The sequence below is a fragment of the Streptomyces sp. cmx-18-6 genome (genome assembly GCF_046548915.1).
Classification (GTDB): Bacteria; Actinomycetota; Actinomycetes; order Streptomycetales; family Streptomycetaceae; genus Streptomyces.
On record NZ_JAEBEP010000002.1, the window covers coordinates 18615 to 44390 of the forward strand.

Annotated in this window: 22 protein-coding genes; 6 read left to right on the plus strand and 16 right to left on the minus strand. The window is 73.8% G+C overall.

All coding sequences use genetic code 11. The annotated features are described in order from the left end of the window. Positions 1-60 precede the first annotated feature (60 nt). Positions 61-1290, plus strand: a complete 1230-nt coding sequence (locus ACLJPL_RS05145; protein ID WP_411079485.1) for a cation:proton antiporter — start codon at positions 61-63, stop codon at positions 1288-1290. A 12-nt stretch (positions 1291-1302) separates the two neighbouring features. Here the strand turns inward: ACLJPL_RS05145 and ACLJPL_RS05150 are convergent, their stop codons facing one another. Together ACLJPL_RS05150 and ACLJPL_RS05155 are read right to left on the minus strand one after the other, a co-directional pair. Then, a complete protein-coding gene (locus ACLJPL_RS05150; RefSeq protein WP_411079486.1) occupies positions 1303-1728 on the minus strand; it encodes a universal stress protein in 426 nt (141 codons plus the stop codon). Position 1729: 1 nt separating this feature from the next. Further along, the gene (locus ACLJPL_RS05155) at positions 1730-3268 is read right to left on the minus strand and encodes an APC family permease (protein ID WP_411079487.1); all 1539 of its coding nucleotides are present in this window, start codon (positions 3266-3268) and stop codon (positions 1730-1732) included. 171 nt (positions 3269-3439) lie between these two features. Here ACLJPL_RS05155 and ACLJPL_RS05160 point away from each other — a divergent pair, with 171 nt between their 5' ends. Continuing rightward, positions 3440-4210, plus strand: a complete 771-nt coding sequence (locus tag ACLJPL_RS05160; RefSeq protein WP_411079488.1) for a peptidoglycan recognition protein — start codon at positions 3440-3442, stop codon at positions 4208-4210. 29 nt (positions 4211-4239) lie between these two features. On the opposite strand, the gene ACLJPL_RS05165 is transcribed toward ACLJPL_RS05160, so the two are convergent. From ACLJPL_RS05165 to ACLJPL_RS05200, 8 genes are all read right to left on the minus strand, one after another. Next, positions 4240-4605, minus strand: a complete 366-nt coding sequence (locus tag ACLJPL_RS05165; RefSeq protein ID WP_411079489.1) for a PH domain-containing protein — start codon at positions 4603-4605, stop codon at positions 4240-4242. Positions 4606-4741: 136 nt separating this feature from the next. Continuing rightward, complete coding sequence (locus tag ACLJPL_RS05170; RefSeq protein ID WP_411079490.1) at positions 4742-6694, minus strand: ABC transporter permease; 1953 nt, start codon at positions 6692-6694, stop codon at positions 4742-4744. A gap of 175 nt (positions 6695-6869) precedes the next feature. Further along, a complete protein-coding gene (gene modA, locus ACLJPL_RS05175; protein WP_411079491.1) occupies positions 6870-7694 on the minus strand; it encodes a molybdate ABC transporter substrate-binding protein in 825 nt (274 codons plus the stop codon). Positions 7695-7825: 131 nt separating this feature from the next. Beyond that, on the minus strand, positions 7826-8221 hold the full coding sequence (locus ACLJPL_RS05180) for a TOBE domain-containing protein (RefSeq protein ID WP_411079492.1): 396 nt from the start codon (positions 8219-8221) through the stop codon (positions 7826-7828). Positions 8222-8508: 287 nt separating this feature from the next. Beyond that, positions 8509-9267 carry a VOC family protein gene (locus tag ACLJPL_RS05185; RefSeq protein WP_411080013.1) on the minus strand — a complete coding sequence of 253 codons (759 nt, stop codon included), beginning with the start codon at positions 9265-9267 and terminating at the stop codon, positions 8509-8511. A gap of 257 nt (positions 9268-9524) precedes the next feature. Next, positions 9525-9725: a hypothetical protein gene (locus ACLJPL_RS05190; protein ID WP_411079493.1), complete on the minus strand. Its 201-nt coding sequence runs from the start codon at positions 9723-9725 to the stop codon at positions 9525-9527. 73 nt (positions 9726-9798) lie between these two features. Further along, positions 9799-10791, minus strand: coding sequence for a TerC family protein (locus ACLJPL_RS05195; protein ID WP_411079494.1), 993 nt, complete (start codon positions 10789-10791; stop codon positions 9799-9801). A 545-nt stretch (positions 10792-11336) separates the two neighbouring features. After that, a complete protein-coding gene (locus ACLJPL_RS05200) occupies positions 11337-12464 on the minus strand; it encodes a LacI family DNA-binding transcriptional regulator (RefSeq protein ID WP_411079495.1) in 1128 nt (375 codons plus the stop codon). Positions 12465-12605: 141 nt separating this feature from the next. On the opposite strand from ACLJPL_RS05200, the gene ACLJPL_RS05205 reads away from it, so the two are divergent. Both ACLJPL_RS05205 and ACLJPL_RS05210 read left to right on the plus strand, forming a co-directional pair. Continuing rightward, positions 12606-13547, plus strand: coding sequence for a carbon-nitrogen hydrolase (locus ACLJPL_RS05205; protein ID WP_411079496.1), 942 nt, complete (start codon positions 12606-12608; stop codon positions 13545-13547). Positions 13548-13754: 207 nt separating this feature from the next. Next, positions 13755-14693, plus strand: a complete 939-nt coding sequence (locus ACLJPL_RS05210; protein ID WP_411079497.1) for an oxidoreductase — start codon at positions 13755-13757, stop codon at positions 14691-14693. A 123-nt stretch (positions 14694-14816) separates the two neighbouring features. On the opposite strand, the gene ACLJPL_RS05215 is transcribed toward ACLJPL_RS05210, so the two are convergent. Together ACLJPL_RS05215 and ACLJPL_RS05220 are read right to left on the minus strand one after the other, a co-directional pair. Then, positions 14817-15617 carry a permease prefix domain 1-containing protein gene (locus ACLJPL_RS05215; protein WP_411079498.1) on the minus strand — a complete coding sequence of 267 codons (801 nt, stop codon included), beginning with the start codon at positions 15615-15617 and terminating at the stop codon, positions 14817-14819. Continuing rightward, positions 15614-15973 (minus strand): PadR family transcriptional regulator, encoded by a 360-nt coding sequence (locus ACLJPL_RS05220; RefSeq protein WP_411079499.1) that lies wholly within the window; start codon positions 15971-15973, stop codon positions 15614-15616. The genes ACLJPL_RS05215 and ACLJPL_RS05220 overlap by 4 nt, the downstream gene beginning before the upstream one ends. A gap of 102 nt (positions 15974-16075) precedes the next feature. Here ACLJPL_RS05220 and ACLJPL_RS05225 point away from each other — a divergent pair, with 102 nt between their 5' ends. Beyond that, the gene (locus tag ACLJPL_RS05225) at positions 16076-16606 is read left to right on the plus strand and encodes a hypothetical protein (protein ID WP_411079500.1); all 531 of its coding nucleotides are present in this window, start codon (positions 16076-16078) and stop codon (positions 16604-16606) included. 65 nt (positions 16607-16671) lie between these two features. Here the strand turns inward: ACLJPL_RS05225 and ACLJPL_RS05230 are convergent, their stop codons facing one another. The 4 genes from ACLJPL_RS05230 to ACLJPL_RS05245 form a co-directional block, all read right to left on the minus strand. Beyond that, complete coding sequence (locus ACLJPL_RS05230; RefSeq protein ID WP_411079501.1) at positions 16672-18144, minus strand: LLM class flavin-dependent oxidoreductase; 1473 nt, start codon at positions 18142-18144, stop codon at positions 16672-16674. Further along, positions 18141-19574 (minus strand): NtaA/DmoA family FMN-dependent monooxygenase, encoded by a 1434-nt coding sequence (locus tag ACLJPL_RS05235; protein ID WP_411079502.1) that lies wholly within the window; start codon positions 19572-19574, stop codon positions 18141-18143. Before ACLJPL_RS05235 ends, ACLJPL_RS05230 begins: the two co-directional genes overlap by 4 nt. Positions 19575-19807: 233 nt before the next feature. Then, positions 19808-21085, minus strand: coding sequence for an MFS transporter (locus tag ACLJPL_RS05240; RefSeq protein ID WP_411079503.1), 1278 nt, complete (start codon positions 21083-21085; stop codon positions 19808-19810). Further along, positions 21082-21786 carry an SDR family oxidoreductase gene (locus tag ACLJPL_RS05245; RefSeq protein ID WP_411079504.1) on the minus strand — a complete coding sequence of 235 codons (705 nt, stop codon included), beginning with the start codon at positions 21784-21786 and terminating at the stop codon, positions 21082-21084. Before ACLJPL_RS05245 ends, ACLJPL_RS05240 begins: the two co-directional genes overlap by 4 nt. Positions 21787-22027: 241 nt before the next feature. Between ACLJPL_RS05245 and ACLJPL_RS05250 the strand changes: the two genes are divergently transcribed. Beyond that, positions 22028-25771: an AfsR/SARP family transcriptional regulator gene (locus tag ACLJPL_RS05250; protein ID WP_411079505.1), complete on the plus strand. Its 3744-nt coding sequence runs from the start codon at positions 22028-22030 to the stop codon at positions 25769-25771. Positions 25772-25776 lie beyond the last annotated feature (5 nt).

Consider the following 25776-nt stretch of genomic DNA (forward strand, 5'->3'; position numbering starts at 1 on the left):
GCGTCACTGGCGGGGTGTCATAACGGCTGATCACCGGCCCTGCCTTGCTATACACGAGCGATGGAGCACCCTGGGACCCTCGTCCTGATCATGGCCGTGGCGGTTCTCGCCCCGCTGCTCGGCCATGCGACGGGGCGGTGGCTCGCGGTCCCCGTCGTCATCTTCGAGATCGTGCTCGGCGTCCTGGTGGGCCCCGACGTGCTCGGCTGGGCCCACCACGACCAGGTCATCGACGCCCTCTCCGACCTCGGCCTGTCGATGCTGATCTTCCTCGCGGGGTACGAGATCCGGTTCGCCGAGGTCCGTGGCCCGACCCTGCGCCGGGCCGGCGGGGCCTGGGTCCTCTCGTTCGCCGCCGGGCTCGGGGTCGCCCTGCTGCTCAGCGGCGCGGACCTGGCGAAGAGCCTGGTGATCGGCACCGCGCTCACCAGCACCGCCCTGGGCGCCGTGCTGCCGATCCTGCGGGACTCGGGGCGGCTGGAGGGGCGGTTCGGGTCGGTGGCGACGGCGTTCGGCTCGGTGGGCGAGTTCGGGCCGATCATCGCGATGGCCCTGCTGTTCAGCGGTCGCAGCCCGGGGGCGGCGAGCGCGGTCCTGGCGGTGTTCGCCGTGATCACGGCGGGCGCGGTGTTCTGGGCGATGCGGCCGAGGCCGCCGTGGTTCGCCCGGATCATCGCCACGACCCTGCACAGCAGCGGCCAGTTCGCGGTCCGCTTCGTGATGCTGCTGCTCGCCGGGATGCTGGGCCTGGCCCATGTCTTCGGCCTGGACACCCTGCTCGGCGCGTTCGCCGCCGGGATGCTGACCCGGCTGGTCCTCCAGGGGGCGGTGCCCGAGCTCAGCGGGGAGATCCTGGGACGGATCGAGGCCATCGGCTTCGGCTTCCTGGTCCCGTTCTTCTACGTCGTCACGGGCATCGACTTCGACCTGAAGGCGCTCCTGGACGGCGGCCGGCCGCTGCTGCTCGTGCCGGTCTTCCTGCTGCTGTTCCTCCTGGTGCGGGGCGTGCCCGCGTACCTCCTGGCCCCCCGCGATCTGACCGGGCGCGCGCCGCGGTCCGCGCTCGCGCTGTTCTCCTCCACCTGTCTGCCGCTGGTGGTCGCGATCACCGCCATCGGCCTGGACGAGAAGGTGATCGGCTCGGGCGAGGCGGCGGCCCTGGTCGCCGCTGCGATGGTGTCGGTGGCGGCGTTCCCCCTGCTCGCCTTCCGGCTGCTGCGCCGCGAGGAGGGCGGCGGTGCGGGGAAGGGCTCACCGGGCCGCGCGGAGGAGAGCGGGGAGGTGTGGTGAGGTCCCGGTCTTTCAGGGGCCGTCCTCTGTGGGCACGCACAGCACCGGGATCGGGGACATGTGCAGCAGCTTGTGCGGGGTCGAGCCGAGGAGGGCCCCGCGCATCGGGCTCTCGCCCCAGGTGCCGACCACGATGACCCGGGCCCCGTGGCGCTCGGCGGCCTCCAGGAGGGCCTGTGCGGGGCTCTCGTCCAGCACCTCCACCTGGGCCGGTACGCCCGCCTCCTCGGCGGCCGTCAGCGCGTGCTCCAGGCCGGTGCGGCCGGCCTGCCGGATCGCGTCGTAGTGGCTGCGGTACTCGGCCCCGTCGCGCAGGCCCGGGGCGGCGGCCCCGTAGACGAGGACCAGCTCCTCCCCGTACGCCGCCGCCACCTCGATCGCGATGCGCAGGGCGCGGGCCGCGCCGGGGGACTCGTCGTATCCGAGGACGACCGACATCTCAGCGCTCCTTCCGGCCGGGGGACTTCCGGCTGTCGGCGTGCACCAGGTCCGGGTCGGCGACCCCGGGCCGTTCCTGCCAGAACACCGCGTCGCGCAGCCGCCACACCACCATGACGATCACGCCGATCAGGGAGATCACGATGCCGATGACGAGCGGCGGTCCGAGGCCGAACCAGGAGGTGCCGCTGTAGGAGTTGGCCGGGTCGGACATGTCCATCACCGACCGCACGAGCAGCCAGGCCAGCAGCCCGGCGCCGACCACGGGGCCGAGGCCGATCAGGACGAAGTTGCGCACGCTCTCGGTGAGATGACGCCGGTAGTAGACGGCGCAGGCCACTCCGGTGAGCGCGTAGTAGAAGGCGATCAGGAGGGAGAGGGCGGTGAGCGAGTCGAACAGGGCGGTGGTGGAGATCTGGTTGACGACCAGGTACCAGACGATGGCGATCGCGGCGACCCACCACGTACTGACGTCCGGGGTGCGGAACCGGGGGCTGATGTGCCCGAAGTGCTGCGGCAGCGCCTGACGGCGGGCCATCGACAGGGCGGTCCGGGACGCCGGGATGATCGTGGTCTGGGTGGAGGCGATCGCGGAGGTGGCGACGGCCAGCAGCAGGATCCAGTCCCAGCCGCCCAGCACGTCCCCGGCGAGCTGCGCGAAGATGAACTCCTCCTCCTCCGCGTTCTCGGCCAGGAACGCCGTGCCCGCGAAGGCGACCACCGCGACGGCCACCGACAGGTAGGTCACCAGCAGCACCACCGTGGACCACAGCCCGGCCCGGCCCGGCGCGCTCGCGGAGTCCTCGGTCTCCTCGGTGAGGTTGACCGCCGACTCCCAGCCCCAGTAGATGAACACCCCGAGCAGCAGCCCGCCCGTCAGCGCGGCCCCGCCCGCCCCGAACGGGTCCAGCCAGCCCAGGGAGGGTTCGATGGAGTCGAAGCCGGTGGTGCCCGCGTACACCCGGTAGAGCGCCACCACGACGAAGACCAGCAGGAACGCGACCTGGGCCAGGATCAGCGCGTTCTGGACCTTGGCCGAGAGCTCGGTGCCGATCACGCAGAGCCCGGTCATCACGATGATCAGGAGCACGGTGAGCAGTTGCCGTACGAAGTCGTTGGCGACCCAGCCGTCCAGGCCCACCGCCAGCAGGGTGAAGCTCACCGCCACGTCCGCCAGCGAACCGACGACCAGCACCCCGGTCATGGTGATCGCCCAGCCGCCGAGCCACCCGGCCCACGGGCCCATCGCCCGGGTCACCCAGGAGAACGTCGTACCGCAGTCCTGGTCCACCTTGTTGAGGTAGTAGAAGGCCGAGGCGATCAGCAGCATCGGCACGAAGGAGGCGAACATGACGCCCGGCGCGTAGATCCCCACCAGGGCCACGATCGGGCCGATCACCGCGGCGAGGGAGTAGGCGGGGGAGGTCGCGTTGAGGCCGATGACGAGGGCGTCGACGAACCCGATGGCATTCGGCTTCAGGCTGACCGCGGAGCCGTCCGGCCCTCCGTCCTGCCCGTCCTGCACAGCGTCGTGGGCCATGGCTTCCTCGATCCGGCCGGGTTCGCCGCAGGGCGCGGCGGATGATCCGGATCTCATCGTAGGAACACACTCACCCGTGCGCATTCCGGGCGAAAAGCCCGCACCGGGCGGGGGTCACCCGATTGGCCCGGCTCCCTGCGAAGCCCGGGGCCGGGGCGCAGGGTGGAGTCCATGTGGTCCCGCCGAATCGTCCTGGGCGCTCTGCTGCTGCCCCTGGTCCTCCTGGTGTTCCGGGACGGCCCGGCGCTCCACGAGCAGCACCGGGAAGTGGCCACCGGGCCGAGGCCGCCGCGCGGACTGCCGCAGCCCGCCGTCGTCAGCCGCCAGGAGTGGCACGCGGACGAGGACCTGGTCCGGGAGGGCCCGCAGTACACGGGTGCGGCGAAGGCGGTGTTCGTCCACCACACCGGCAACCCCAACGACTACGACTGCGCGGACGCCCCGGAGCTGATCCGGGCCGTCCAGGCCGACCACGTCGAGAAGGACGGCTGGGACGACATCGGCTACAACTTCCTGGTCGACCGCTGCGGCACCGTCTACGAGGGCCGGGCGGGCGGAGTGGGGCGGTCGGTGCTCGGCGCGCACACCAAGGGGTTCAACGCCGACACGGTCGGCATCGCCGCGATCGGCACCTTCGGCCCGGGCACAGAGGCGCCCGAGCCGATGATGGACGCGCTGGTGGAGATCGCCGCCTGGAAGCTGCGGCCGGGACTCGACCCGCTCGCCACGGTCGAGCTGGTCTCGACGAACGCCGAGAGCCGCTTCGACGAGGGCGAGGTGGCCCGGCTGAACGTCATCTCGGGCCACCGCGACAGCTATGAGACCCGCTGCCCGGGCGATGTGCTCTACGGGCTGCTGCCCGAGCTGCGGGAGCGCGTGGCCCGGCTGCGCGCCACCACCCCGGGGCACGCGGCGAGCTCGCGGCTGCGCCCGTACGTCTGAGGCCGCCTCTGCGGGGTCGGCCGGAGCGGCTAGCGCGCCACGAACTGCGTGAGTATCGCCTGCACTTCGTAGATGTCGACACCCTTCGTGAACGTCTTCTGGAGCGGGGTGGAGCTGCCCGATATCCAGATCTTCAGCTCGGCGTCCAGATCGAACGTCCCGGCCGTCTCCACCGCGAAGTGCGTGATGCTGCGATACGGCACGGAGTGGTACTCCACCTTCTTGCCGGTGATGCCCTGCTTGTCGACGAGGATCAGCCGGCGGTCCGTGAACAGGATCGTGTCGCGGATCAGCAGGAACGCGGCGTGCACCTGCTCGCCCTGCCCGAGGAGCCGGGCGTAGTCCTGCTGGGCGGTGGCCGGGTTGATCGTGTGCGCGTTGCCGAACAGTGCCATGGGTGCCCCGTCTCTCGGATCTGTCGTACATGAGTACGCGTGCGGCGGTTGTTCTGGTTCCCGCCGGGGCCCGCACCATGCTTTCGGGGGAACAGGGGCGGTTCCGGGAACCCGGGAGTCTTCGGGGCCCGGGAGTTCAGAGCCGTACGACCGTGACCTCGGTCGCCTTCACGCTCGTCCAGACCTGTGTGCCGTCCGCGATGGACAGCTCCGCCGCCGCCTGCGGCGTGATCTCCGCGACCAGGTCCGGGGCTTGGTCGGAGGTGATGAGCAGGCGCAGCCGGCTGCCGCCCGAGGTGATCTCGCGGACCGTTCCGGGCCAGACGTTGCGGGGCGAGCCGGTGGGCTTCTCGCGGTGTACGGAGACGGCCTCGGGCGCGATGACCGCCAGCGCCTCCGTGCCCGGGGCGAGGGGTTCGGCGACCACGAGGCGGCCGCCGTCCGCGAGGGCCAGGCCGTCGGCGGTGGCCGTGCCGGGCCAGGCGTTGCGGCCGAGCATCCGGGCCACCCAGGGGGAGCGGGGGCGCCGGGTCACCTCGGCGGGCGGCTCGTCCTGGATCACCCGGCCCTCGTCCAGGACCAGGACCCGGTCGGCCAGGGAGACCGCCTCGACCGGGTCGTGCGTGACGATCAGGCAGACCCCGCCGAACTCCGCGAGGTGCCGGCGCAGGGTGTGCCGGACGTGGGCCCGGGTCGTCTGGTCGAGGGCGGCGAGCGGTTCGTCCAGCAGCAGGAGGCGCGGGCGGGCGGCGAGCGCGCGGGCCAGGGCGACCCGGCCCGCCTGCCCGCCGGAGAGCTGGCCGGGCCTGCGGTGGGCCAGGTGGCCGACGCCGAGCCGGTCCAGCCACGCCTGCGCCTCGCGCCGGGCTTCGGCACGGGGGACGCCATGGGCGCGGAGCCCGTACGCCGTGTTCGTCAGGGCGCTCAGGTGCGGGAAGAGCGCCCCGTCCTGGGGGACCCAGGCGACGCCCCGGCGGTGCGGGGGGAGTGCCGACACCTCGCTGTCGCCCAGGCGCAGGGCGGCGGCGTGGGCGCGGGGGGTGAGGCCGAGGAGGGCGCGCAGGAGGGTGGTCTTGCCCGCGCCGTTGGGGCCGACGACCGCGATGGTGGTGCCGGGGGCCGCGTCCAGGGTGAGGCGGGTGAAGCCGGTGACGTCGGCGTGCAGGGGCCAGGGCCGGCGGGGCGCCTTCTCCCGTACGTACGCGGGTGGCTCGGGGAGCACGTCGGGCGGGGTGCTCGTCGGCTCCTCCGGGCGCGGGGCGCTCTGCTCCCGGTGGTCGCCGGGCGTGCCGGTCCAGCGGCCGCGCAGCGCGATCAGCACGAGCATCGCGATCGCCAGGAGCAGCAGCGATACGGAGGTGGCGGCCTCCGGCGACTCCTGGAGCAGCAGATAGACCTGGAGCGGCAGGGTCTGCGTGGTGCCGGGGAGGTTCCCCGCGAAGGTGATGGTGGCCCCGAACTCACCGAGCGCCCGCGCCCAGGTGAGGGCCGCTCCGGCGATCAGCCCGGGGGCGACCATCGGCAGGGTCACGGTGAGGAACACCCGTACCGGCGAGGCTCCGAGCGAAGCGGCGGTCTCCTCGTACCGGGGGCGCAGACCGCCGAGCGCCCCCTCCAGCGAGATGACCAGGAACGGCATCGCGACGAACGTGGCCGCCAGGACCGCCCCCGAGGTGTGGAAGGGGAGCGTGATGCCGAACGTGTCCTCCAGCCACGGCCCGAGCAGCCCGCGCCGCCCGAACGCCAGCAGCAGCGCGACCCCGCCGACCGTGGGCGGCAGCACCATCGGCAGCAGCACCAGCGAGCGGACGAACGCCTTGCCGGGGAAGGGCACTCGGGCCAGCAGCCACGCCAGCGGCACCCCGAACACGAGGGAGAGCCCCAGCGCCCAGAGGGAGACGAGGAGGGAGAGCCGGAGCGCCTGGGTGGTGGGCCCCGCGGTGAGGTGCGCGCCCAGGTCGCCCCAGGAGGTGCGGGCCAGGATGCCGACGAGCGGCAGCATCAGGAACGCCACGGCCACCAGCGCGGGCGCCGTCAGCAGGATCGGGGCGCGGAACCCGGGGGTGCGGCGGCGGCCTGGGCGTTTCATGGGTGACCTCGTCGGGCTCGAAGTGCGGTGCCCGGCAGACCCGTCGGAGCCTTCCGCGGGGGCCTGCCGGGGCGTGGTGCGTGCGGTACGGGCCTGCCGGGGCGGTGGTGCGGCGGTACGGGCCTGCCGGGACGGTGGTGCGTGCGGTACGGGCCTGCCGGGGGCGGTGGTGCGGTTACGGCTGCTGGAAGCCCGCGCCCTGGAGGATCTTCTGCGCGGCCGGGGTGGAGAGCCAGGCGACGAACGCGGCGGCGGCCTCGCTGTGCTTGGACCCCTTCAGTGTGGCGGCCGGGTAGGAGGCCACGGCGTTCTCCGCGTCCGGGATCTCGATCGCGTCGACCTTGTCGGTGGCGCTCTCGGCGTCCGTCTTGTAGACGAGCCCCGCGTCCGCCTCGCCCAGCTCGACCTTGCTGAGGACCGCGCGGACGTTGGGCTCCTGGGAGACCGGCTTCACCTCGATCTTCTGCGCGTCGAGGATCTGCTTGCTGTAGCGGCCCACCGGCACCTCGGGGGCGGCCAGGACGACCTTCAGCTTGGTGTCGGAGAGGTCCTTGAGGTTCTCGACCTTCTCGGGGTTGCCCTCGCCCACCGCGATGACCAGGCGGTTCTTGGCGATGACGGTGGGGGAGCCGGTCTCGCCGCTGAGGCCGTCCATCGTCTTGGTGTCGGCGGTGACCAGGGCGTCGGCGGGCGCGCCCTGCTTGACCTGGGCGGCCAGCTCCTGGGAGCCGGCGAAGGAGAAGGTGACCTTCGTGCCCGGGTTCTCCGTCTCGTACGCCGCTCCCGCCTCCTTGAAGACGTCGGTCAGCGAGGCGGCGGCCAGCACGGTCAGGTCGGCGGCCGGAGCGCCCGACGCGGAGTCGGACGGCTTCGCGCTGCTGCCCGCGTCCTTGTCCTTGGCCGTCCCGGAGTCGTCGCCGCCGCAGGCGGCGAGCGGGACGAGGAGGGCGGTCGTCAGGACGGCGGCCGCGGCACGGCGGCGGGTGATCAGGAGAGACATGAGGGTGAGAGCTCCTTGGCTGCGAGCCCGGTCGGCTGAGCGCCGTACGGGCGGGGACGAGTTCGCGCGGGGCGTGTGGACGGTGGTGCGGGCAGCGCTCGGCCCCCGGTCGCGGGCGGCGGCGGCCGGGCTCAGGTGCGGTCGATGTGCACGCTGGTCGACTTCACGCGGGCGGTCGCCCGCATGCCGACTTCGAGGCCCAGCTCCTCGACCGCCTCCCTGGTCAGGAGGGAGACCAGCCGGTGCGGCCCGGCCTGGATCTCGACCTGGGCCGCGACGTCGCCGAGCTTCACCGCCGTGACGATGCCGGGGAAGGCGTTGCGCACCGAGGTATAGGGGGTCTCCTCCTCGCCGGCGGCGCTCTGGCCGACCTCGATCGAGAAGGCGGCCAGCGCACGGCCGTCGATCAGCCGGCGACCGGTCTCGTCGCGATGGGTCGCGACCCGGCCGGCGTCCGCCCAGCGGCGGGCGGTGTCGGGGCTGACCCCGAGGAGTCGTGCTGCCTGACCGATTGTGTAGGACTGCATGTGCGACACGCTAGGCCAATCGGGCTCGCATTTACCATTCTCCGGACGATTGCCCATGGCAGATGCGGGATTCTCGGAGCATCGTACGGAGCCTCTGAGGTCCGGGCCCTCGGGGAGTCAGCCGCGTGGTCGGTGTCTCGTGCTCGGGCCGTCTCCGTCGTGTGGTCGGTGTCTGGTTCTCGGACCGTCTCCGTCGCATGGTCGGTGTCTCGTGCTCGGGTCGTCCGTCGCGTCGGTCGGCGTCTGGTCCTCGGGCCGTCTCCGTCGCGTCGGTCGGCGTCCGGGTCTCAGGCCGTCAGCCGCGTCGTCGGCATCTCGCCCTCGGTCTTCGTCACGTCGATCACGGAGAACGTGGCGCCCTGCGGGTCGGTGATGGCCGCGAACCGGCCGAAGGGGCTGTCCATCGGACCGAACTGCAGCTGCGCGCCCCGCTCGGTCGCCTTCGCCACCGCCGCGTCGCAGTCCGGGACGGTGAAGTACACCATCACGAAGGAGCCCATCTCGGGCGGGAAGTCGTCGCCCATCGCCATCCGGCCGAGCACCGACTCGCCCTGGACGTCGTACATCCCGAAGTCCAGCGACGGGTCGTCGAGCGTGCGGACCGCGTACGGGAACACGGCGGGGAAGAACGTGTCGGCCGTCTTCGCCTCCCGGGTGAAGACCTCGCCCCAGCAGTAGCCGCCGGGCGTGCCCATCTCCGTCTCGAACCCGTCGTGGGCGTCGGCCTGCCACACGCCGAAGACCGCGCCGCCGGGGTCGCGGGCCAGCAGCATCGTGCCGAACTCCCCGACCCGCATGGGCTCCATGAGCACCTCGCCGCCGTTCGCGCGGACCTTCTCGCCGGTGGCGGCGGCGTCCGGCGAGGCCAGATACAGGCACCACGCGGACGGGCCGTCCGAGCCCGGCATCGGCGGGACCACGGCCGCCGCCCGTCTGCCGTTCGCGTACGCCGTCGTGTAGTCGCCGAACTCCGACGAACTCTCACCGAACGTCCAGCCCAGTACGTCACCGTAGAAGCTCTTGGCGCCTTCGAGGTCGGCGAACATCGCGTCCGCCCAACAGGGGTTGCACAGCCATGGCACTGACTCTTTCCTGGCTCGGGTCCTCGCCCGCCCGGGTCTGCCTGGCCTCTCCCCGCCCCGGCCCCGGGCGCACGCACCCCCCTCACCGCCACGCTAGCCACCCACAAGCCCGCCCGCGCGCCGGGAGGACATCGGCCCGGCGCCTCATCGCCCCGTCGCCCCCGGCATCCCGTCGCCCCCCCCGCCCGTGTGCCGGGCCGAGGCCGGGTCGGGCCGGGAGCCTACGGGCGGGACCGACGCCTGGACGGCCGCTCCTCGGGGGCGTACTCCCCGCAGTCGGGGTTCTCGCAGGGACCGGCCCGCCAGACGGGGACGAAGATCCCGAGGGTCTTGTGGCGCCGGATCTCGGAGCGGACGGGGTGCTTGCAGGCGGGGCACATGAAGGCGTCCCGCCGCTGGGTCTCACGCTCTTTGCCGACCATTTACCTACGATAGGCCGGGCATCGCGCTTAGGAAAGTCTTTCCCATCGCTTTGCCCGGCCATTGCCCAGCCGGTCAGCCGGCAGGTTTACCGTCAGATGGCTTCTCCGCACTCTCATCGGTATCGGAATCAGCATTCGGCGGTGGGCGACGAATGCTGAGGACGATCGAGGCCGTCAAGATGACGACGATCACCGCAAGGCTGATCGGCGACGGAATCTCCGGAATGGAGGTGCTGATCATCTTGTGCGATGCCTGAAGAATGAGCTTGACCGCGATGAAGGCCAGAATGATCGCCAGGCCGGTGCTCAGATGGTGGAAGCGGTCCAGCAGCCCCGCCAGCAGGAAGTACAGGGCTCGTAGTCCCAGGATGGCGAACGCGTTGCTGGTGTAGACGATGAAGGCGTCGTCGCTGACCGCCAGCACGGCGGGCACGCTGTCGACGGCGAAGAGCAGGTCGGCCGCCTCGATCGCGGCGACCACCGCGAGCAGCGGTGTGGCGACCCGCTTCCCCTCCTCCTTGATGACGAAGTGCGTTCCCGCGTAGTCGTCCCGGACCGGCATGATCTTCCGCAGCAGCCGCACCGCGAAACTCTTGCCCGGGTCGAAGTTGTCCTCATCGCCCTTGAGGATTTTGTACGCGCTGTAGAAGAGGATCGCGGCGAAGAGGAACAGCACGAAGGTGAAGCGGTTCACCACCGCGACGCCGGCGGTCAGGAAGATGGCGCGGAACACCAGTGCGCCGATGACGCCGAAGAACAGCACCCGGTGCTGATACTCCCGGGGCACCTTGAAATACGCGAAGATCAGCGCGAAGACGAAGAGGTTGTCGACCGACAGGCTCTTCTCCAGCAGCCAAGCGGTCGTGTATTCCGTTCCTGCGGTCGTCCCGAGCACGAAGAAGACGACCACGCCGAAGACGAGCGCGAGGCTCACCCACAGCACGCTCCACCAGGCCGCTTCCTTGAATCCGATGACATGCGCCTTGCGGTGGGCAAGCAAGTCGACTGCGAGGGAGACGACCACCGTTACGGCGAACGCCACCCAGAGCCATACCGGTACATCCACGCCCGAGACCTCCCCTGTTGAGTGTTACGAGTGTGACGTGTCGGGCCCAGGAGTGCGAGGGGGTGTGCGCCGACCGGTCGCCGCGGCCGGGGTCGTCGGGCCCGGGGCCGGGTGCGGAGCTCCGCCGTCCGAGTGGCGACCGTACGGGCGTTGAGCAGGGCTTTCGCGATCCACGGGACGTTCCGGGGCGGCGCTCGCGGGGCTTCGCGCGCGTCGCGACGGGTTGATCCGATTCATTCTTCTTTCTTCTCCCCGGGGCGGCGTTCCCCCCACCTCCGGGGGCGGCCTTCGCGTGCGGGCCCCGCCCCTGCGGGTGAGATGTCCGGATCCCGCCTCTGTGGCGCACTTCCGTTGGCGCGGGGGCGGCTCAGGTTGACCGAAAATAAGTGTTCGTATGCAGAGTCGCTGCCCGGGTTCGGCGTGGCCCTCTTCGTACGGACGTCATGATCCTCTTCGCCCTCCTGGCCGACCTCTTCGTCGTGAGGAGGCTGAGGGGCTCGTGCCCTGTGCATTCGCGCCACAACGGGCGGACGGCGGAGGTGGGTTCAGCCGGCCGGTGCGGTGGAGGCCCTCGTCTCCAGCGCCCAGGCGTGGCGGCGGACCGTGTCGGGGGCGGTGCGGCCCGCGAGGATGTCGCAGAGCAATTCGGCGCAGGCGCGGCCGTACGCGGCGGGGCGCAGGTCGACCGCGGTGACCGGCGGCCCGGCGGTGCGGGCGGCGGTGCCGTCGACGCAGGAGGCGACGAGGAGGGGGGTGCGTCGGCCTCTGTCGGTTCCGCTCGCCGTAAGGTCCGGGGTCCCGCCCCCCGTACGGTCCGGGGCCCCGCCCCCCGTACGGTCCGGGGCCCCGCCCCCCGTACGGTCCGGGGTCCCGCCCACCGTGCGGCCCAGTGCGGCGGCTGCTCGGAGGACGCCCGGGGCCGTACCGTCCGGGGCGCAGATCACCGCGTCCACCGCCGGGTCGGTGCGCAGCAGTTCCCGCGTGGTCTCCTCCGCCTCGCCCGGGGTGGCCGCGAACGGCACGGTGCGCAGGGCCACCTCCACCCCGCGCTCCTGTCCCCAGGACGCCGCCGTGGCCCGCAGCGCGGTGGCCCAGGCGGAGGCGCCCGCGGGGGCCAGGACGGCGGGGCGGCGGGCGCCGCGCTCGGTGACGTGGTCCAGGAGGGCGGTCAGGGAGGCGGCGTTGTCGCAGACCACGGCCCCGCTGGGGGCGGCGGCGGGCCCGAGGTAGCGCTCCCCGGTGACCACCGGAACGCCCGCGTCCAGCAGCCCCGGGACGGCGTCGTCGCCCACCTCGGGGTCGATCACCAGCAGCCCGTCGACCCGCGAGGCGACCGGCCCGCTCGCCGCGCCCGCGACGCTCGCCGGGGCGAGCAGCACCACGTCGAGCCCCTCCTCCTGGGCGCGCGCCACGGCCCCGAAGGCGAGGTTCATGTAGTAGTCCAGCCGGGTCGCGGTCTGCGGCAGGTGGAGCCCGACCGCCCCGGTGCTGGAGCGGCGCAGCCGCCGGGCCGCGCTGTTGGGCCGGTAGCCGAGCTCCTCCGCCGCCGCGCGGACCCGGTTCCTGGTCGCCTCCGCGACGCGGCCCGAGCCCTGGAGGGCGTCGGAGACGGTGCTCTTGGAGACCCCGGCGGCGCGGGCTACGTCGAGCAGGGTCACGGTCCGGGAGGTCACGGGGGTGAAGTCTAGACGTTCGCGAACGTACGGGGCAGAGGCTTGCCGGAACGTTCCGGCACGGTTAGATTCGGACAGCGCCGGAACGTTCCGGCAATCCTTAGCCGTGCCCCCTCGGCCCGCCCACCCCTGGAACTGGTCATGCGTCTGATCACCGCGTACAACCCGCCCGCCTCCCCGACCCGCACCCGCCCCGCCGAGCGCGCCCCCCTGCGCGTCGCGGCCGTCCAGCAGCGCTGGCACCGCGACCCCGCCGAGCACCGCGCCGCCCTGCGGGAGGGCATCCGCCTGGCCGCCGCCGAAGGGGCGCGGGTGGTGTGCCTCCAGGAGCTGACGCTCTCGCCGTACTTCGCGGTCGTCCGCCGCGCCGACCACCCCGCGCCCGCCGAGCCGGAGGAGCTGCTGACCGGCCCCACCTTCACCTTCGCCGCCGAGGCCGCCCGCGAGCACGGCGTGTACGTGCACGCCTCCCTGTACGAGAAGGCCCCGGGCCCCGACGGCGAGGACGGCCTCGGCTACAACACCGCGATCCTTCTCGCCCCTGACGGCTCCCTCGCGCAGCGCACCCGCAAGACCCACATCCCGGTCACCGAGGGGTATTACGAGGACGACTGGTTCCGCCCCGGCCCGGCGGGCGACGACGCCTTCCCGCTGGTCACGGTCGACGAGGCCCGCTTCGGCCTGCCGACCTGCTGGGACCAGTGGTTCCCGGAGCTGGCGCGCGCCTACTCGCTCGCCGGGGCCGACATCCTCGTCTACCCGACCGCCATCGGCTCCGAGCCCGGCTTCCCCGGCTTCGACTCCCAGCCGCTCTGGCAGAAGGTGATCACCGGCAACGCCATCGCCAACGCCACCTTCATGGTCGTGCCCAACCGCATCGGCTCCGAGAACGGCCTCACCTTCTACGGCAGCTCCTTCATCGTCGACCCCTACGGCCGCGTCCTGGCCCAGGCCCCCCGCGACGAGCCCGCCGTCCTGGTCGCCGACCTCGACCTCGACGCCCGCCGCGACTGGCTGGAACTGTTCCCCTTCCTCACCACCCGCCGCCCCGACGCGTACGCCCCGCTCACCGCGACGGAGTGACGGGAGGGAGTGACGCGAGTCAGTGACGGGAGGGAGTGACGGGAGGGAGCGGGGCGAGGGAGAGCAGCGGGGCGAGGCTGCGACCGGAACTCCGGGGTGACCGGGCCCCGGGGCGACCGGGCCCAGAGGTGACCCGACCCCGGAGTGACCGGCCGGGCTCGGTGAACCGGGTGGCCGGGAGCCCTCCGGGCGGAGATCATCCCGGCTATGACTTCCGTGACCCCACAGACGATCACCGCCGACGCGTCGGGCAGTTGGACCCTGGGAGACCTGCCGGTCAACCGCATCGGCTTCGGCGCGATGCGGTTGCCGCAGACCGGCGAGACGCTGGTTCCCGACGCCGTCCCCCGTGACCGCGACGCCGCCCTGGCCGTACTGCGCCGGGCCGTCGAGCTCGGCGTCAACCACATCGACACCGCCGCGTTCTACTTCTCGCCGCTGCGCTCCGCCAACGAGCTGATCAACAGCGCCCTGGCCCCGTACGCGGACGACCTCGTGATCACCACCAAGGTCGGCCCGGCCCGGGACGGGACGGGAAAGTGGGCGGACCACGCCCGTACCCCCGAGGCGCTGCGCGGCCAGGTGGAGGAGAACCTGCGCCAGCTCGGCCGTGACCACCTCGACGTGGTGAACCTGCGCGTCGGCGGCGGCAAGGAGCCGGTCGCCGAGCGGTTCGGCGCACTGGCCGAGCTGCGCGAGGCCGGTCTCATCCGCCATCTGGGCCTCTCCAACGTCACCCCCGCCCACCTCGCCGAGGCCCTGGCCATCGCGCCGGTGGTCTGCGTGCAGAACCGGTACGGGATCGGCGTGCGCCCCGAGGACGACGCGTTCGTCCGTGACTGCGCCGCGCGGGGGATCGCCTTCGTGCCGTTCTACGCGATCGCCGGGGCCGGCCGGGAGGGCGGCGCGACCGGGGCCGAGCCCGACGAGGTGCTGGCCGTCGCGCGGGCGTACGGGGTGAGCCCGGCGCAGGTCCGCCTGGCGTGGACGCTGCACCGGGGTCCGAACGTGCTGGCCATCCCCGGCACCGGCGACCTCGACCACCTGGCCGCCAACGTGGCCGCCGGAGCCCTGCGCCTGGGTGCGGACGCGCTGGAGCTGCTGGAGGGCCTGCACCGGAGCGCGCCGTCCGGCCGGGCTCGGTGAACCGGGTGGTCTATGGGCCGCTGCTCTACGGGCCGCAGCCTTACGGGTCGTAGCTCTACGGGCCCCAGCTCTATGGGCCGCGGCTCTACGGGTCGTAGCGCTACGGGCCCCAGTTTCGCGAGGTCACATCGTGGCCGGAACCCCCGCCGGCAGGCGTGCGCACCGGCGGCAGGCCCGGGCCGAGCCGGCGACGACCGCGTGGGAGGCGGCGGCCAGTGCGCAGGCCGCCGCCGTCGCCGGCCAGTTCTCGGCAAGGACCGACGCGGTGGCGAGCGCCAGGGTGGCCACCGCCATGGACACGCTCGCGGTGGTGCCCGTCCAGGCCACCGTGAGGGGCAGCCGGTGCGGGACGGGGAGCCGGCGGGCCAGGGCCCCGGTCGCGGCCAGGGTGGCCGCCGCCAGGAGAACCGCCGCGCCCGCGACCGCGGCCAGGTTCGTCGCGAGCAGATGCGCGGCACGGGGCACCGCCGCGTCCTGCGGGCCGCCCGTGCTCCGCACCAGGAGCCAGCACGCCAGCAGGAACGGCGCGCTGAGGGCGACCGCCCGGGCGGTGTGCCGGGCCTGGGCGACGGTCAGTTCGCGCTGGAAGCTCCCGGCCAGCTCGCGCGCCGAGCCGAACTCCGCCACCGCGCGGTGCACCGCCCGCTCGTACGGTTCGCCCTCGCGCGTGTACGCCGCCACGGTCTCCGTGAGCCCGTCGCGGGCCTCCTCGATCAGACGGGACTTGGCCCGGGCGGGGCCGCGCAGGAGGGCGTCCAGCTCGGTGACGTACTCCTGTACGAAGTCGCTGCCACGGAGGTCACGGTCACTGAGGTCGCGGTCACCGAGGTCACGGTGACGGAGGTCGCGGTCGCCGATGTCGCCGCCGCTGAGGTCGCCGCTGCTGTCGCTGTCGCTGTCATCGCGCGGCGGGCTGCCGGTCATGCGCCCTGTCCGTGCGGCTGCGGGTGCGGGTGCGGTGCCACCGGGTTGAGCACCGAGCCGATCGCGGCCGTGAAGTCCTGCCACGCCGTGCGCTCGTCGGCCAGGAAGCGTGCTCCCGCCTCCGTCAACGCGTAACAACGGCGCTTGCGCTGCCCCTCCGCCTCCCAGGTGCTGCGCAGCAGGCCGATCCGCTCCAGCCGGTTCAGCGCCGGGTAGATGGTGCCGGTCCGCAGTTCGAGCGCGCCGCCGCTGCGCTGCTGGACCGCCGTGATGATCGCGTATCCGTGCAGCGGGGCCGGTTCGAGCACTGCCAGGAGGAGACCGTCCAGATGTCCGCGTACCGCGTCCTGTCTCATGCGTAGGCAGCCTACCTAAAAGGGCTCGGGCGTGCTATTCCTTAGGCGTCGGCCGATGCCTTGGCAGACAACCTATTGGCAGGAAATCCAGAAGGGCTCTCCGTGACCAAGCTGCTGCTCTCGCTGCACGTCCTGGCGTCGATCCTGGCGGTCGGGCCGATCACCGTCGCGGCCTCGATGTTCCCCCGCTACGCCAAGCCGCCCGCGCCCGGCAGCGAGGGCCCGCACGACCACGACACCCGCACCGCGGCCTTCCTGCACAAGATCTGCCGGGCGTACGCGCTGGTCGGCATCGCCGTCCCCGTCCTCGGCCTCGCCACCGGGGCGCAGATGGGGGTGCTGGGCGATGCCTGGCTGCTCGCGTCGATCGTGCTGACGACGATCGCCGCCGCCCTGCTCATGGCCATGGTCCTGCCCGGACAGCGCGAGCTGCTGGTGGAGGGGGCGGGGGCGGGGAGCGGTTCCGGTACGGAGGCGGGGGCGGGCGACGGGTCCGGGGGCGGCACTCTCACGGTGGCCGAGCGGCGGTCGGCGGCGGCGCGGCTCGCCATGACCACCGGGATCTTCAATCTGCTGTGGGCGACGGTCGTCGTGCTGATGATCGTCCGGCCGGGATCGACGACGGGGGCCTGACCCCGACGCCGTACGGCATCCGACCCTGGCGCCCGTCGCCTGTCCCGGCTCGCTCCTGGAGCTCGTCAACCCGCCTTCGCGTAGCGGCTGATGGGGCGGGGCAGGCCCAAGTGGCCGCGCAGCGTGTCGGATTCGTACGCCGTACGGAACACCCCGCGCCGTTGCAGCTCCGGGACCAGGCTCCGGGTGATCGCCGTGAGGTCGTGCGGCAGGGCTCCCGGGCGGAGGCGGAAGCCGTCCAGGCCGGTGGCGCGCCAGTCGAGCAGCAGGTCGGCCAGTTCGGCGGGGGTGCCGGTGAACACCTCGGCGTCGGAGGCGAGTTCGGCTCCCGCCGTGTCGTCCAGGCGGGCCTTGCGGCGGGCGGCCGCGCCCGGCTCGTCGTCCAGGAAGACGAGGAGGTCCGCGAAGGTGCGCAGCGGGCGGTCCGCCACGTTCCGCCCGGTGCGCTCCACCGCCTCGGCCACCTGGGCGAGGATCGCCGCCGCGCCCGCCCGGTCGTGCGGCGTGACGGCGACGACGTCGGAGCTCAGCGCGGCGAACTCGTACGGCGTCGTCGCGTGCGCGAGGCTCACCACCAGTGGCTGGCCCTGCGGGGTGCGCGGGGTGATCGAGGGGCCCTTCACGCTGAAGGCCGAGCCCTGGAAGTCGATGTGGTGGACCTTGTCGCGGTCGAGGAAGCGGCCCGTCGCCGCGTCCCGTATCTCCGCGTCGTCCTCCCAGCTGTCCCAGAGCCGCCGTGCCGCCTCCACCACCTCCGCGCCTTCCGCGAAGAGCGCGCGCAACGGCTGGGAGATCCGCTCCGAGTCGGCGGTGTCCTGCTCGGTGAGCTGGGGTGTGGTGCGGCGGCCGAAGTGGGCGGCGTCGGCCGCGCGGGACGCGATCTGCGGCCGCCAGCCGGCCCGGCCCCGGCTCGCGTGGTCGAGCGTGGCGATGCCGATGGCCAGGTGGAACGGTTCGGTGTGGGTGACGTTGGTGGTCGGGACCAGGCCGATGTGCGTGGTGAGCGGGGCGAGATGGGCCGCGAGCAGCACCGCGTCGATGCTGCCCCTGACCTGGTCGGTGCGGTCGTCGGGGAGGTGGAAGGCGGCGGACTGGAGGCCGAGGGCGTCCTCGAAGGTGACGAAGTCGAGTAGCCCGCGCTCGGCCTCGGCGACCAGGTCCGCCCAGTACGCGGCGTCGAGCAGCTCACCCGGCCGGGCCCCCTCCTCGCGCCAGGCGGCCGGGTGCCAGCCCGCGCCGTCGAGCGCGACGGCCAGGTGCAGGGGAGCGGCGGGGGCGGCCGGGGTGGCGGAGGCGGCCGAAGCAGCCGCAGTGGCCGGTGCGGTGGGGGTTTCCGGGGTGGCAGGGGTGGCAGGGGCGGCAGGGGCGGCAGGGGCGGCAGGGGCGGCAGGGGTGGCGGGGGTGGCGGGGGCGGCAGGGGTGGCGGGAGTGTCCGAAGTGGTCGGAGTCGCGGAGGTGTCCGAAGTGGCCAGGGTGGCCGAAGTGGCGGAGGTGTCCAGAGTGGCAGGGGTGGCGGGGGTGCCCGTGGTGCCGGTCATGCCGGGATCTCCTTCTCGTCGTGCCCGTCGCGTGCGGTCTGTCCGCCCCATCCGGCCGGGCGGGGCGCGTCGGACAGGCCCAGGTGGTCCCGGAGCGTGGCGCCCGTGTAGTCGTCGCGGTGCACGCCCTTCTCCTGGAGCAGCGGCACCACCCGGTCCACGAAGTCGTCCAGGCCGCCGGGGGTGAGGTGGGGGACGAGCACGAAGCCGTCCGCGCCCTCGCTCTGCACGTAGTCGTCGATGGCGTCCGCGACCGTCCGCGGGCTGCCGACGAACGTCTGGCGTCCGCCGACCTCGATGACCAGCTCCCGGATGGAGAGGTTCCGCTCCTGCGCGAGCCTGCGCCACGCCCGGGCCGTCTCGGCCCGGCCCTTGCGGAAGACGGAGTGCCCCTTCAGGAAGTGGGCGTCGTCCTCGGGTTCGACGTCCGGCAGCGGCCCGTCCGGGTCGTACGCGGACAGGTCGCGGCCCCAGACCGCCTCCAGGTGGGCGATCGCGGTCTGCGGGCTCACCAGCTCGCGGCTGATCTCCTCCGCGTACGCCGCGGCCTCCTCGTCGGTGTCCGCGACGACCGCGTTGGCGGTGGGGAGGATCAGCAGGTCGTCCGGGCGGCGGCCGTACTTGGCCAGGCGGCGCTTCACGTCCCGGTAGAAGTCCCGGGCCACGTCGATCCGGTTGTGCTTGCTGAAGATGACCTCGGCGTCGGACGCGGCGAACTCCCGGCCCGCGTCGGACTCGCCGGACTGGATGATCACCGGGTGGCCCTGCGGGCCGGGCGGGGTGGTGAACCGGCCGGATATGCCGAAGTGCTGCCCGTGGTGGGAGAAACGGCCGGCCCCGGCCCGGACGAACTCGCCCGCCGCCGCGTTCGCCCGGAGATCGCCGTTGCCCCAGCTGTCCCACAACTCCCTTGCCGTGGTGAGGAATTCGGCGGCCCGGGTGTAGCGGTCGGCCTCGGGGAGGAAGCCGCCCCGGCGGAAGTTCTCGCCGGTGAACGCGTCGTAGCTGGTGACCACGTTCCAGGCGGCCCGGCCGCCGCTGAGCCGGTCCAGGGTCGCGAACCTGCGCGCCACCTCGTACGGCTCGTTGAAGGTGGCGTTCACCGTGGCGGCGAGGCCCAGGTGCGTGGTGACGGCGGCCAGGGCGCTCAGCACGGTCAGGTTCTCTGGGCGGCCCGCGATGTCGAGGTCGTACACCTGCCCCTTGTGCTCGCGCAGCCGCAGCCCCTCGGCGAGGAAGAAGAAGTCGAACTTGCCGCGTTCGACGGTCTGCGCGAGCCGGATGAAGGAGTCGATGGCTATCTGGCTCTCGGAGCGCGGGTCCGACCAGACGGTCACGTTGTGGATGCCGGGCAGCTGCGCCGCAAGGTGCACCTGTCTCTTGGCTGGGGTGGCGGGCACGGTGCGGTCTCCTCCTGCGAAGTCCGGCATGGGGGCGGTTGGTTGCACGTGGGACGGGGACGGCGAGGGTGGGGATGCGGGGGCGAGGGCGGGGGAGGGGGCGTTCCGAGCGTGCCTGGGCGGGCAGGCCGCTGCCCAGGTCGATCGGCCCTGCTTCACGAGGTGTTCATGGTGTTCATGGTGTTCATGGTGTTCATTCCGTGGTGGCAGGGCCCGTGCCGTGGCGACGCCGGTCCGGGACGCCCGGGGCGGTGTCGTACGCGTCAGGCGTCCGGGCCAGCCCCCGCGGCCGGAGCCGGGGTGGTGGCCGGGGCCACCGGCCGCCGGGCGGGGAATCCGGCCTGACGGGCGTACAGGACGACCGCGATCACCGGCAGCAGGAGCAGCAGGACGGCCCAGGGGAAGGACTCGCTGCCGATCACGTCGAGCAGGATGCCGCCGACGATGCCGCCGCCCGCCATCGCGACGTTCCAAAGGGTGACCAGCATCGCCTGTGCCGCGTCGGCGGACTCGCCGCCCGCGTCCCCGGCGGCGGTCTGGAGCAGGGTGGGCACGCCGCCCCAGCCCAGGCCCCACAGCACGGCCGCGACGTAGACGAGGGCGGTGGTGTCGGACAGGACGGCCAGCAGCAGCGACGCGACGGCGACCAGCAGCGCGCCGCCCACGGTGAGGCCGCGCAGCCGGCGGTTGATCTGGGAGCCGACGATCCAGATGCTCGCCAGCGAGGCGGCCCCGAAGACGAGGAGGATCAGGCCGGTCGAGCCGCCCAGGCCGAGGTCTTCGAGGTACGTGGCGATGTACGCGTACAGGATGGTGTGCGCCAGGACGAAGACCAGCGTGACGAAGAGGACCGGGGTCACGCCCGGGATGCGCAGCGTCCCCAGCATCTTCGGCCGCTCGCCGCGCCCCTGCCCGGGGAAGTCCGGCACGGCCGCGAAGATCCACCCCAGGAGCACCACCGTGAGCGCCGTCATCGACAGGAACGCCACGCGCCAGCCGAGCCAGTCGCCGAGGAAGGTGCCGGCGGGCACGCCGAGGGAGAGCGCGACGGGGATGCCCGCCATGGCGATGGCCATCGCCTTGCCCTGGAGGTGTACGGGAGCCATGCGCCGCGCGTACCCGGCGAGCAGGGCCCAGGCGAGACCGGCCGCGACACCGGCGACGAACCGCGCCGCCATCGTCAGCTCGTAGACGGACGACAGGGCCGTCACGGTGTTGGCGAGGGCGAACCCGCCCATCGCCGTGAGCAGCAGTTTCTTGCGCCGCCAGCCGGCGGTGGCGGCGGTGAGCGGGATGGCGGTGAGGGCGGTGCCGATCGCGTACACCGTGACGGTCTGGCCGGTCGCGGACTGGCTGACCCGCAGGTCCTCGCTCATCGCGGGCAGCAGACCCGCGGGCAGCGTCTCGGTGAGGCTGGTGATGAAGACGGCGGTGGCGAGGGCGAGCAGGGCGAGGAGGGGGAGTTTCCGCTGCTCCTCGCCCCCGCTCTTCGGGGCCGGTGCCGCAGCGGCTGCGGGCGCCGTGTCGGGTGCGCTGCTCATGGGGTGTGCTCCAGGTCTTCCGGAAGGGAGGGGGCGGGGGAGGAGGCGGTGGCAGAGTGGGCGTGGGCGTGGGCGTCGGCGGGGGGACCGAGGCCGCCGTCGACGGGCAGCCGGGCGCCGGTGGTGAACGTCGCCTCCGTGGCCAGGAAGAGCGCGGCGCGGGCCACCTCCTCGGCTGCGCCGAGACGCCCCAGTGGAGGAAGCGGAGGCGGCGGAGGCCCAGGGGGCGACGGGGACGACGGGGACGGTGGAGGCGAGGACGGCGGTACGTCGCCGACGTCCGGCGCCTCGATACAGCCCGGGGCCACGGCGTTGACGCGGATGCCCCGGGCGGCGAGTTCGGCGGCGAGCGCCCGCACGGCGTCCGGGCACGGGGCGGGCGCGGTGAGCACGATCGCGCCGCCGTCCTTGAGGTGCGGCAGCAGGGGCCGCACGGTCGGGACCGCGTCGGCGAAGAGGAGGTCGACGCCGGCCCCGCCGAATCCGGCGGGGCCCCGCGGCGTGAGCGCGGTCCCGACGTCGAACGGTGCGACGACGCGGGCGGCGGAACCCAGTTCCGCGACCGCGCGGGCGTGCTCCTGGCCGGCGTGGGCGGTCAGCAGGACGCTCGCGCCGCCCTCCACGAGACGTTTGGCGATGGCCAGGCCGATGCCGGTGACCTCACCGACGACCAGGGCCTGCCGCTGCGCGTATTTGGTCATGGCTGCCGCTCCCTCCGGGGAGGCCCGGTGACCGATGGATGGTGCTCGATGTCCGGTTTCTTCGCCGGTGCGTCACGCCGGCCTCCCGCGAGGACGACTCTGCGCGCCGGCGCTTCGGGGAACCTTCGGAAAACCTTCGGGCCGGCTGACGGGGACCGGGCCGGGCCGGTGTGGGTGCGGGGGGCGGTCCGGTGCAGGTGGGGGCCGGGGGACCGGCTCCGGCACCTGTACGGTGGCGGCTATGCGCTTTGGGGTGCTCGGGCCACTGGTGGTGTGGGACGGCGAGGGACGGGAAGTGACCGTCCCCGAGGCCAAGGTCCGGGCCCTGCTGGCGGACCTGCTCGCGAACGACGGGGCTCCGGTCTCCGCCGACCGCCTCATCCAGGACCTGTGGGGCGACGAGCCCCCGGGCAAGCCCTCGGGCGCTCTCCAGGCCAAAGTCTCGCAGCTGCGCCGGGTCCTGGGCCGGGACCGGGTGCTCCGGCAGCCGCCGGGCTACCGGCTGCGGCTCGACGGCGGCCCGGACGAGGTGGACGCCGCACGGTTCAGGGCCCTGGTGACCGAGGCCCGCCCTCTCCAGGACCCCCGCGCGCGGGCCGCGCTGCTCACCCGGGCCCTGGAGCTGTGGCGGGGACCGGCGTACGCGGACTTCGCGGACGGCCCCTTCGTACGGGAGGCCGCGCAGCGCCTCGCGGAGCAGCGGCTGTCCGTGCTGGAGGAGCAGGCGGAGGCGCGCCTGGAGGCGGGGGACCACGCGCTCCTCGCCGGGGAGCTGGCCGGCCTGGTCGCGCTCCACCCGCTGCGGGAGCGGCTGCGCGCCGCGCAGATGAGGGCCCTGTACGCGGCGGGACGCCAGAGCGAGGCGCTGACGTCGTACGAGGACCTGCGCGCCCGCCTCGCGGAGGAGCTGGGGGTCGACCCGAGCCCCGAACTGGCCGCCCTGCACGGGGCGGTGCTGCGACAGGAGCCGGGCCTGAGCGCGGGGACGTACGGGTACGGGGCTTCGGGCGGCAGGTTCGCGGGGGCGGTGGGCCGTGCGGCGACGGGGGGCGTGGCTTCGGGGGGCGGGTTCGCCGGGGCCGCGGACCGCACGACGACGGGGTACGGGGCTTCGGCGGGCGGGTCTGCGGGGGCGGTGGACCGTGCGACGACGGGGGATGTGGCTTCGGGCGGCGGGTTCACCGGGGCCGCGGACCGCACGACGACGGGGTACGGGGCTTCGGGCGGCGGGTCTGCGGGGGCGGCGGACCGTGCGACGACGGGGGGCGCGGCTTCGGGCGGCGGGTTCGCCGGGGCGGCGGGCCGTGCGACGACGGGGGACGTGGCTTCGGCGGGCGGGTTCGCCGGGGCGGTGGACCGCACGACGACAGAGGGCGCGGCCCCGGAACACGCACCGGCCCGGGGCGCAGCGCCCACCCGAGCCGTATCCACCGCGCCCGCCGACACCCCGCCGCCCCACTCCAACCTCCCCGTCCCCCTCACCCCCCTCGTGGGTCGCCGCCAGGCGCTCGCCGAGCTCTCCCAACTCCTTTCCGACGCACGGCTGGTGACCCTCACCGGGCCGGGCGGTGTGGGCAAGACCCGGCTGGCCGTGGCGGCGGCCACCGCCGAGCGGGACCGGGCACAGGCGGGCGAACTGGCGGACGGCGCCTGGCTCGTGGAGTTCGCCGGCATGCGCGCCGGCACCCCCGCCGACCTCGCCCAGGTCGTCGCCGCCACCCTCGGCATCCGCGACGACGCCCCCGGCTCGCTGCCCGCCGCAGGGTCGGGCGCCCCCTCCCTGCCGCACCGCCTCGCCGCAGCCCTGCGCGACCGCCGCACCCTGCTGGTCCTGGACAACTGCGAGCAGGTCGTCGACGCCGCCGCCGAACTCACCGGCCTCCTCCTGCGCACCGCCCCCGGTCTGCGGGTCCTGGCCACCGGGCAGGAGCCGCTGGGCCTGGCGGGCGAGGCGGTGTTCCTGGTCGAGCCGCTGCCGCCCGCCGACGCGGTCCGGATGTTCATGGAGCGGGCCGCCGCCGCGACCCCCGGCTTCCCGCGCGACCCGGGCGCGCCCGAGGAGCCCGAACGCCGGGCCGTCGCGGAGATCTGCCGCCGCCTCGACGGCATCCCGCTCGCGTTGGAGCTCGCCGCCACCCGCGTACGGGCGTTGGGTGTACGGGAGTTGGCGGCGCGGCTCAACGATCGCTTCCGGGTGCTGACGTTCGGGCAGCGCGGCGCTCCGGCCCGCCAGCAGACGCTGCGGGCGGTGATCGACTGGAGCTGGGAGCTGCTGAGCGCGCCCGAACGCATCGTCCTGCGCCGCCTCGCCGCGCACAGCGACGGCTGCGACCTGGCCGCCGCCGAGGCCGTCTGCGCGGGGGACGGCGTCGCCCGGGACGAGGTGCTGGACCTCGTCACCCGGCTGGTCGACCGGTCCCTGGTGGTCGTGGTGGCCGGGCCCACCGGTCCTCGCTACCGGCTGCTGGAGTCCGTCGCCGCGTACGCGACCGAGCGGCTCCACGAGATGGAGGACCTCACCGCCGTACGGGACCGCCATCTCCTCCACTACCGGGACCTGGCCGAACACGCCGAGCCGCGGTTGCGCGGGGCCGGACAGCGGTCCTGGCTGGCCCGGCTGGACGCCGAGGCGGGCAACCTCCGCACGGCACTGGACGCGGCGGTGGCCCGCGCGGGGGCGGGCGAGCCGGAGGAGGCGGTCCGGCTGGCCACCGCCCTGGCCTGGTGGTGGCTGCTGCGCGGCCGCCTCACGGAGGCCCGCCGCAGCCTGGGCGCGGTGCTGGCGGCGACAGGCGGACCGCCTGAACTCGCTCTCCTGCACGACGCGTTCGCGCTGCTCACCGGGGATCGCGCCGCTACTGCTACTGCTACTGCCACTGCCACTGCCGCCGCTTCCGCCACTGCCTCGGCTTCCGCCATGGCTTCCGCTTCCGCCCTCGCCTCCGCCGAGGCCGTCCCCGACCCCGTACGCCGTGCCCGTGCGCTGTGGCTCTGTGCGTACGGCCTGTTCAGCGCGGGTGACGCGGACGAGGGCGACGAGCTGAACACCCGTGCGCTCGCCCTCTTCACCGCCGCGGACGACCAGTGGGGCGCCGCCGCCGCCCTCGGCCTGCGCGCCACGCTCGCGCTCGTCCGCGGCGACCTCGACGGGCTCGGCCGGGACGGGTCGCGCAGTGCCGCGCTCTTCCGGAAACTGGGAGACCAGTGGGGCGAGTTGCAGACGGTGTCCCCGCTCGCCGCGCTCGCGGAGATCAAGGGGGAATACGCGGACGCGGAGCGACGCCAACACGAAGGGCTGCGGATGGCGCGGGAGTTGGGGCTGGAGGCGGAGGTGTCCGCGCGGCTCTCCGGACTCGGCCGGCTCGCCCTGCTCGCCCGCGACTGGGACCGCGCCCGCGATCTGCACGAGCAGGCCCGCAAGATCGCCGCCGAACAGGGCTACAAATACGGTGAGATCCACTCCGAGATGGGCCTCGCCCTCGGTGCGCGCCGCTCCGGCGACCTCGACGGGGCGAAGGCGCACCTGCTGCACATCCGGGACGGCTACGCCGACGTCTCCTCCCAGGCGGGCGACCACCTGCTCCGCGCGGAGCTCGGGTTCGTCGCCGAGCTGCGCGGCGACGCGCGCGGGGCGGCCGCCCACCACCTGGAGAGCCTGGAGATCGCCCGGGCCCTCGCCGAGCCCCGCGCGCTGGCCCTCTCCCTGGAGGGCCTCGCCGGCGCGGCAGCCCTGACCGGCCACGGGCCCGCAGCCACCCGCGCGGCGCTCCTGCTGGGCGCGGCGGACGCCGCCCGCCGCCGGGCCGGAGCCCCGCTGCCGCCCGCCGAACGCGCCGACGTCGACCGGATCACCGCGTCGGCGCGGGCCGTCCTGGGGGAGGACGCGTTCTCGGAGGCGTACGCGAACGGCGCCCGGCTGGACCCGGAGGAGGCGGCCCGCCGGGCCCGTACGGAACAACGGTCCCCGGGAAGCGAAGAACCCTAGGGTCT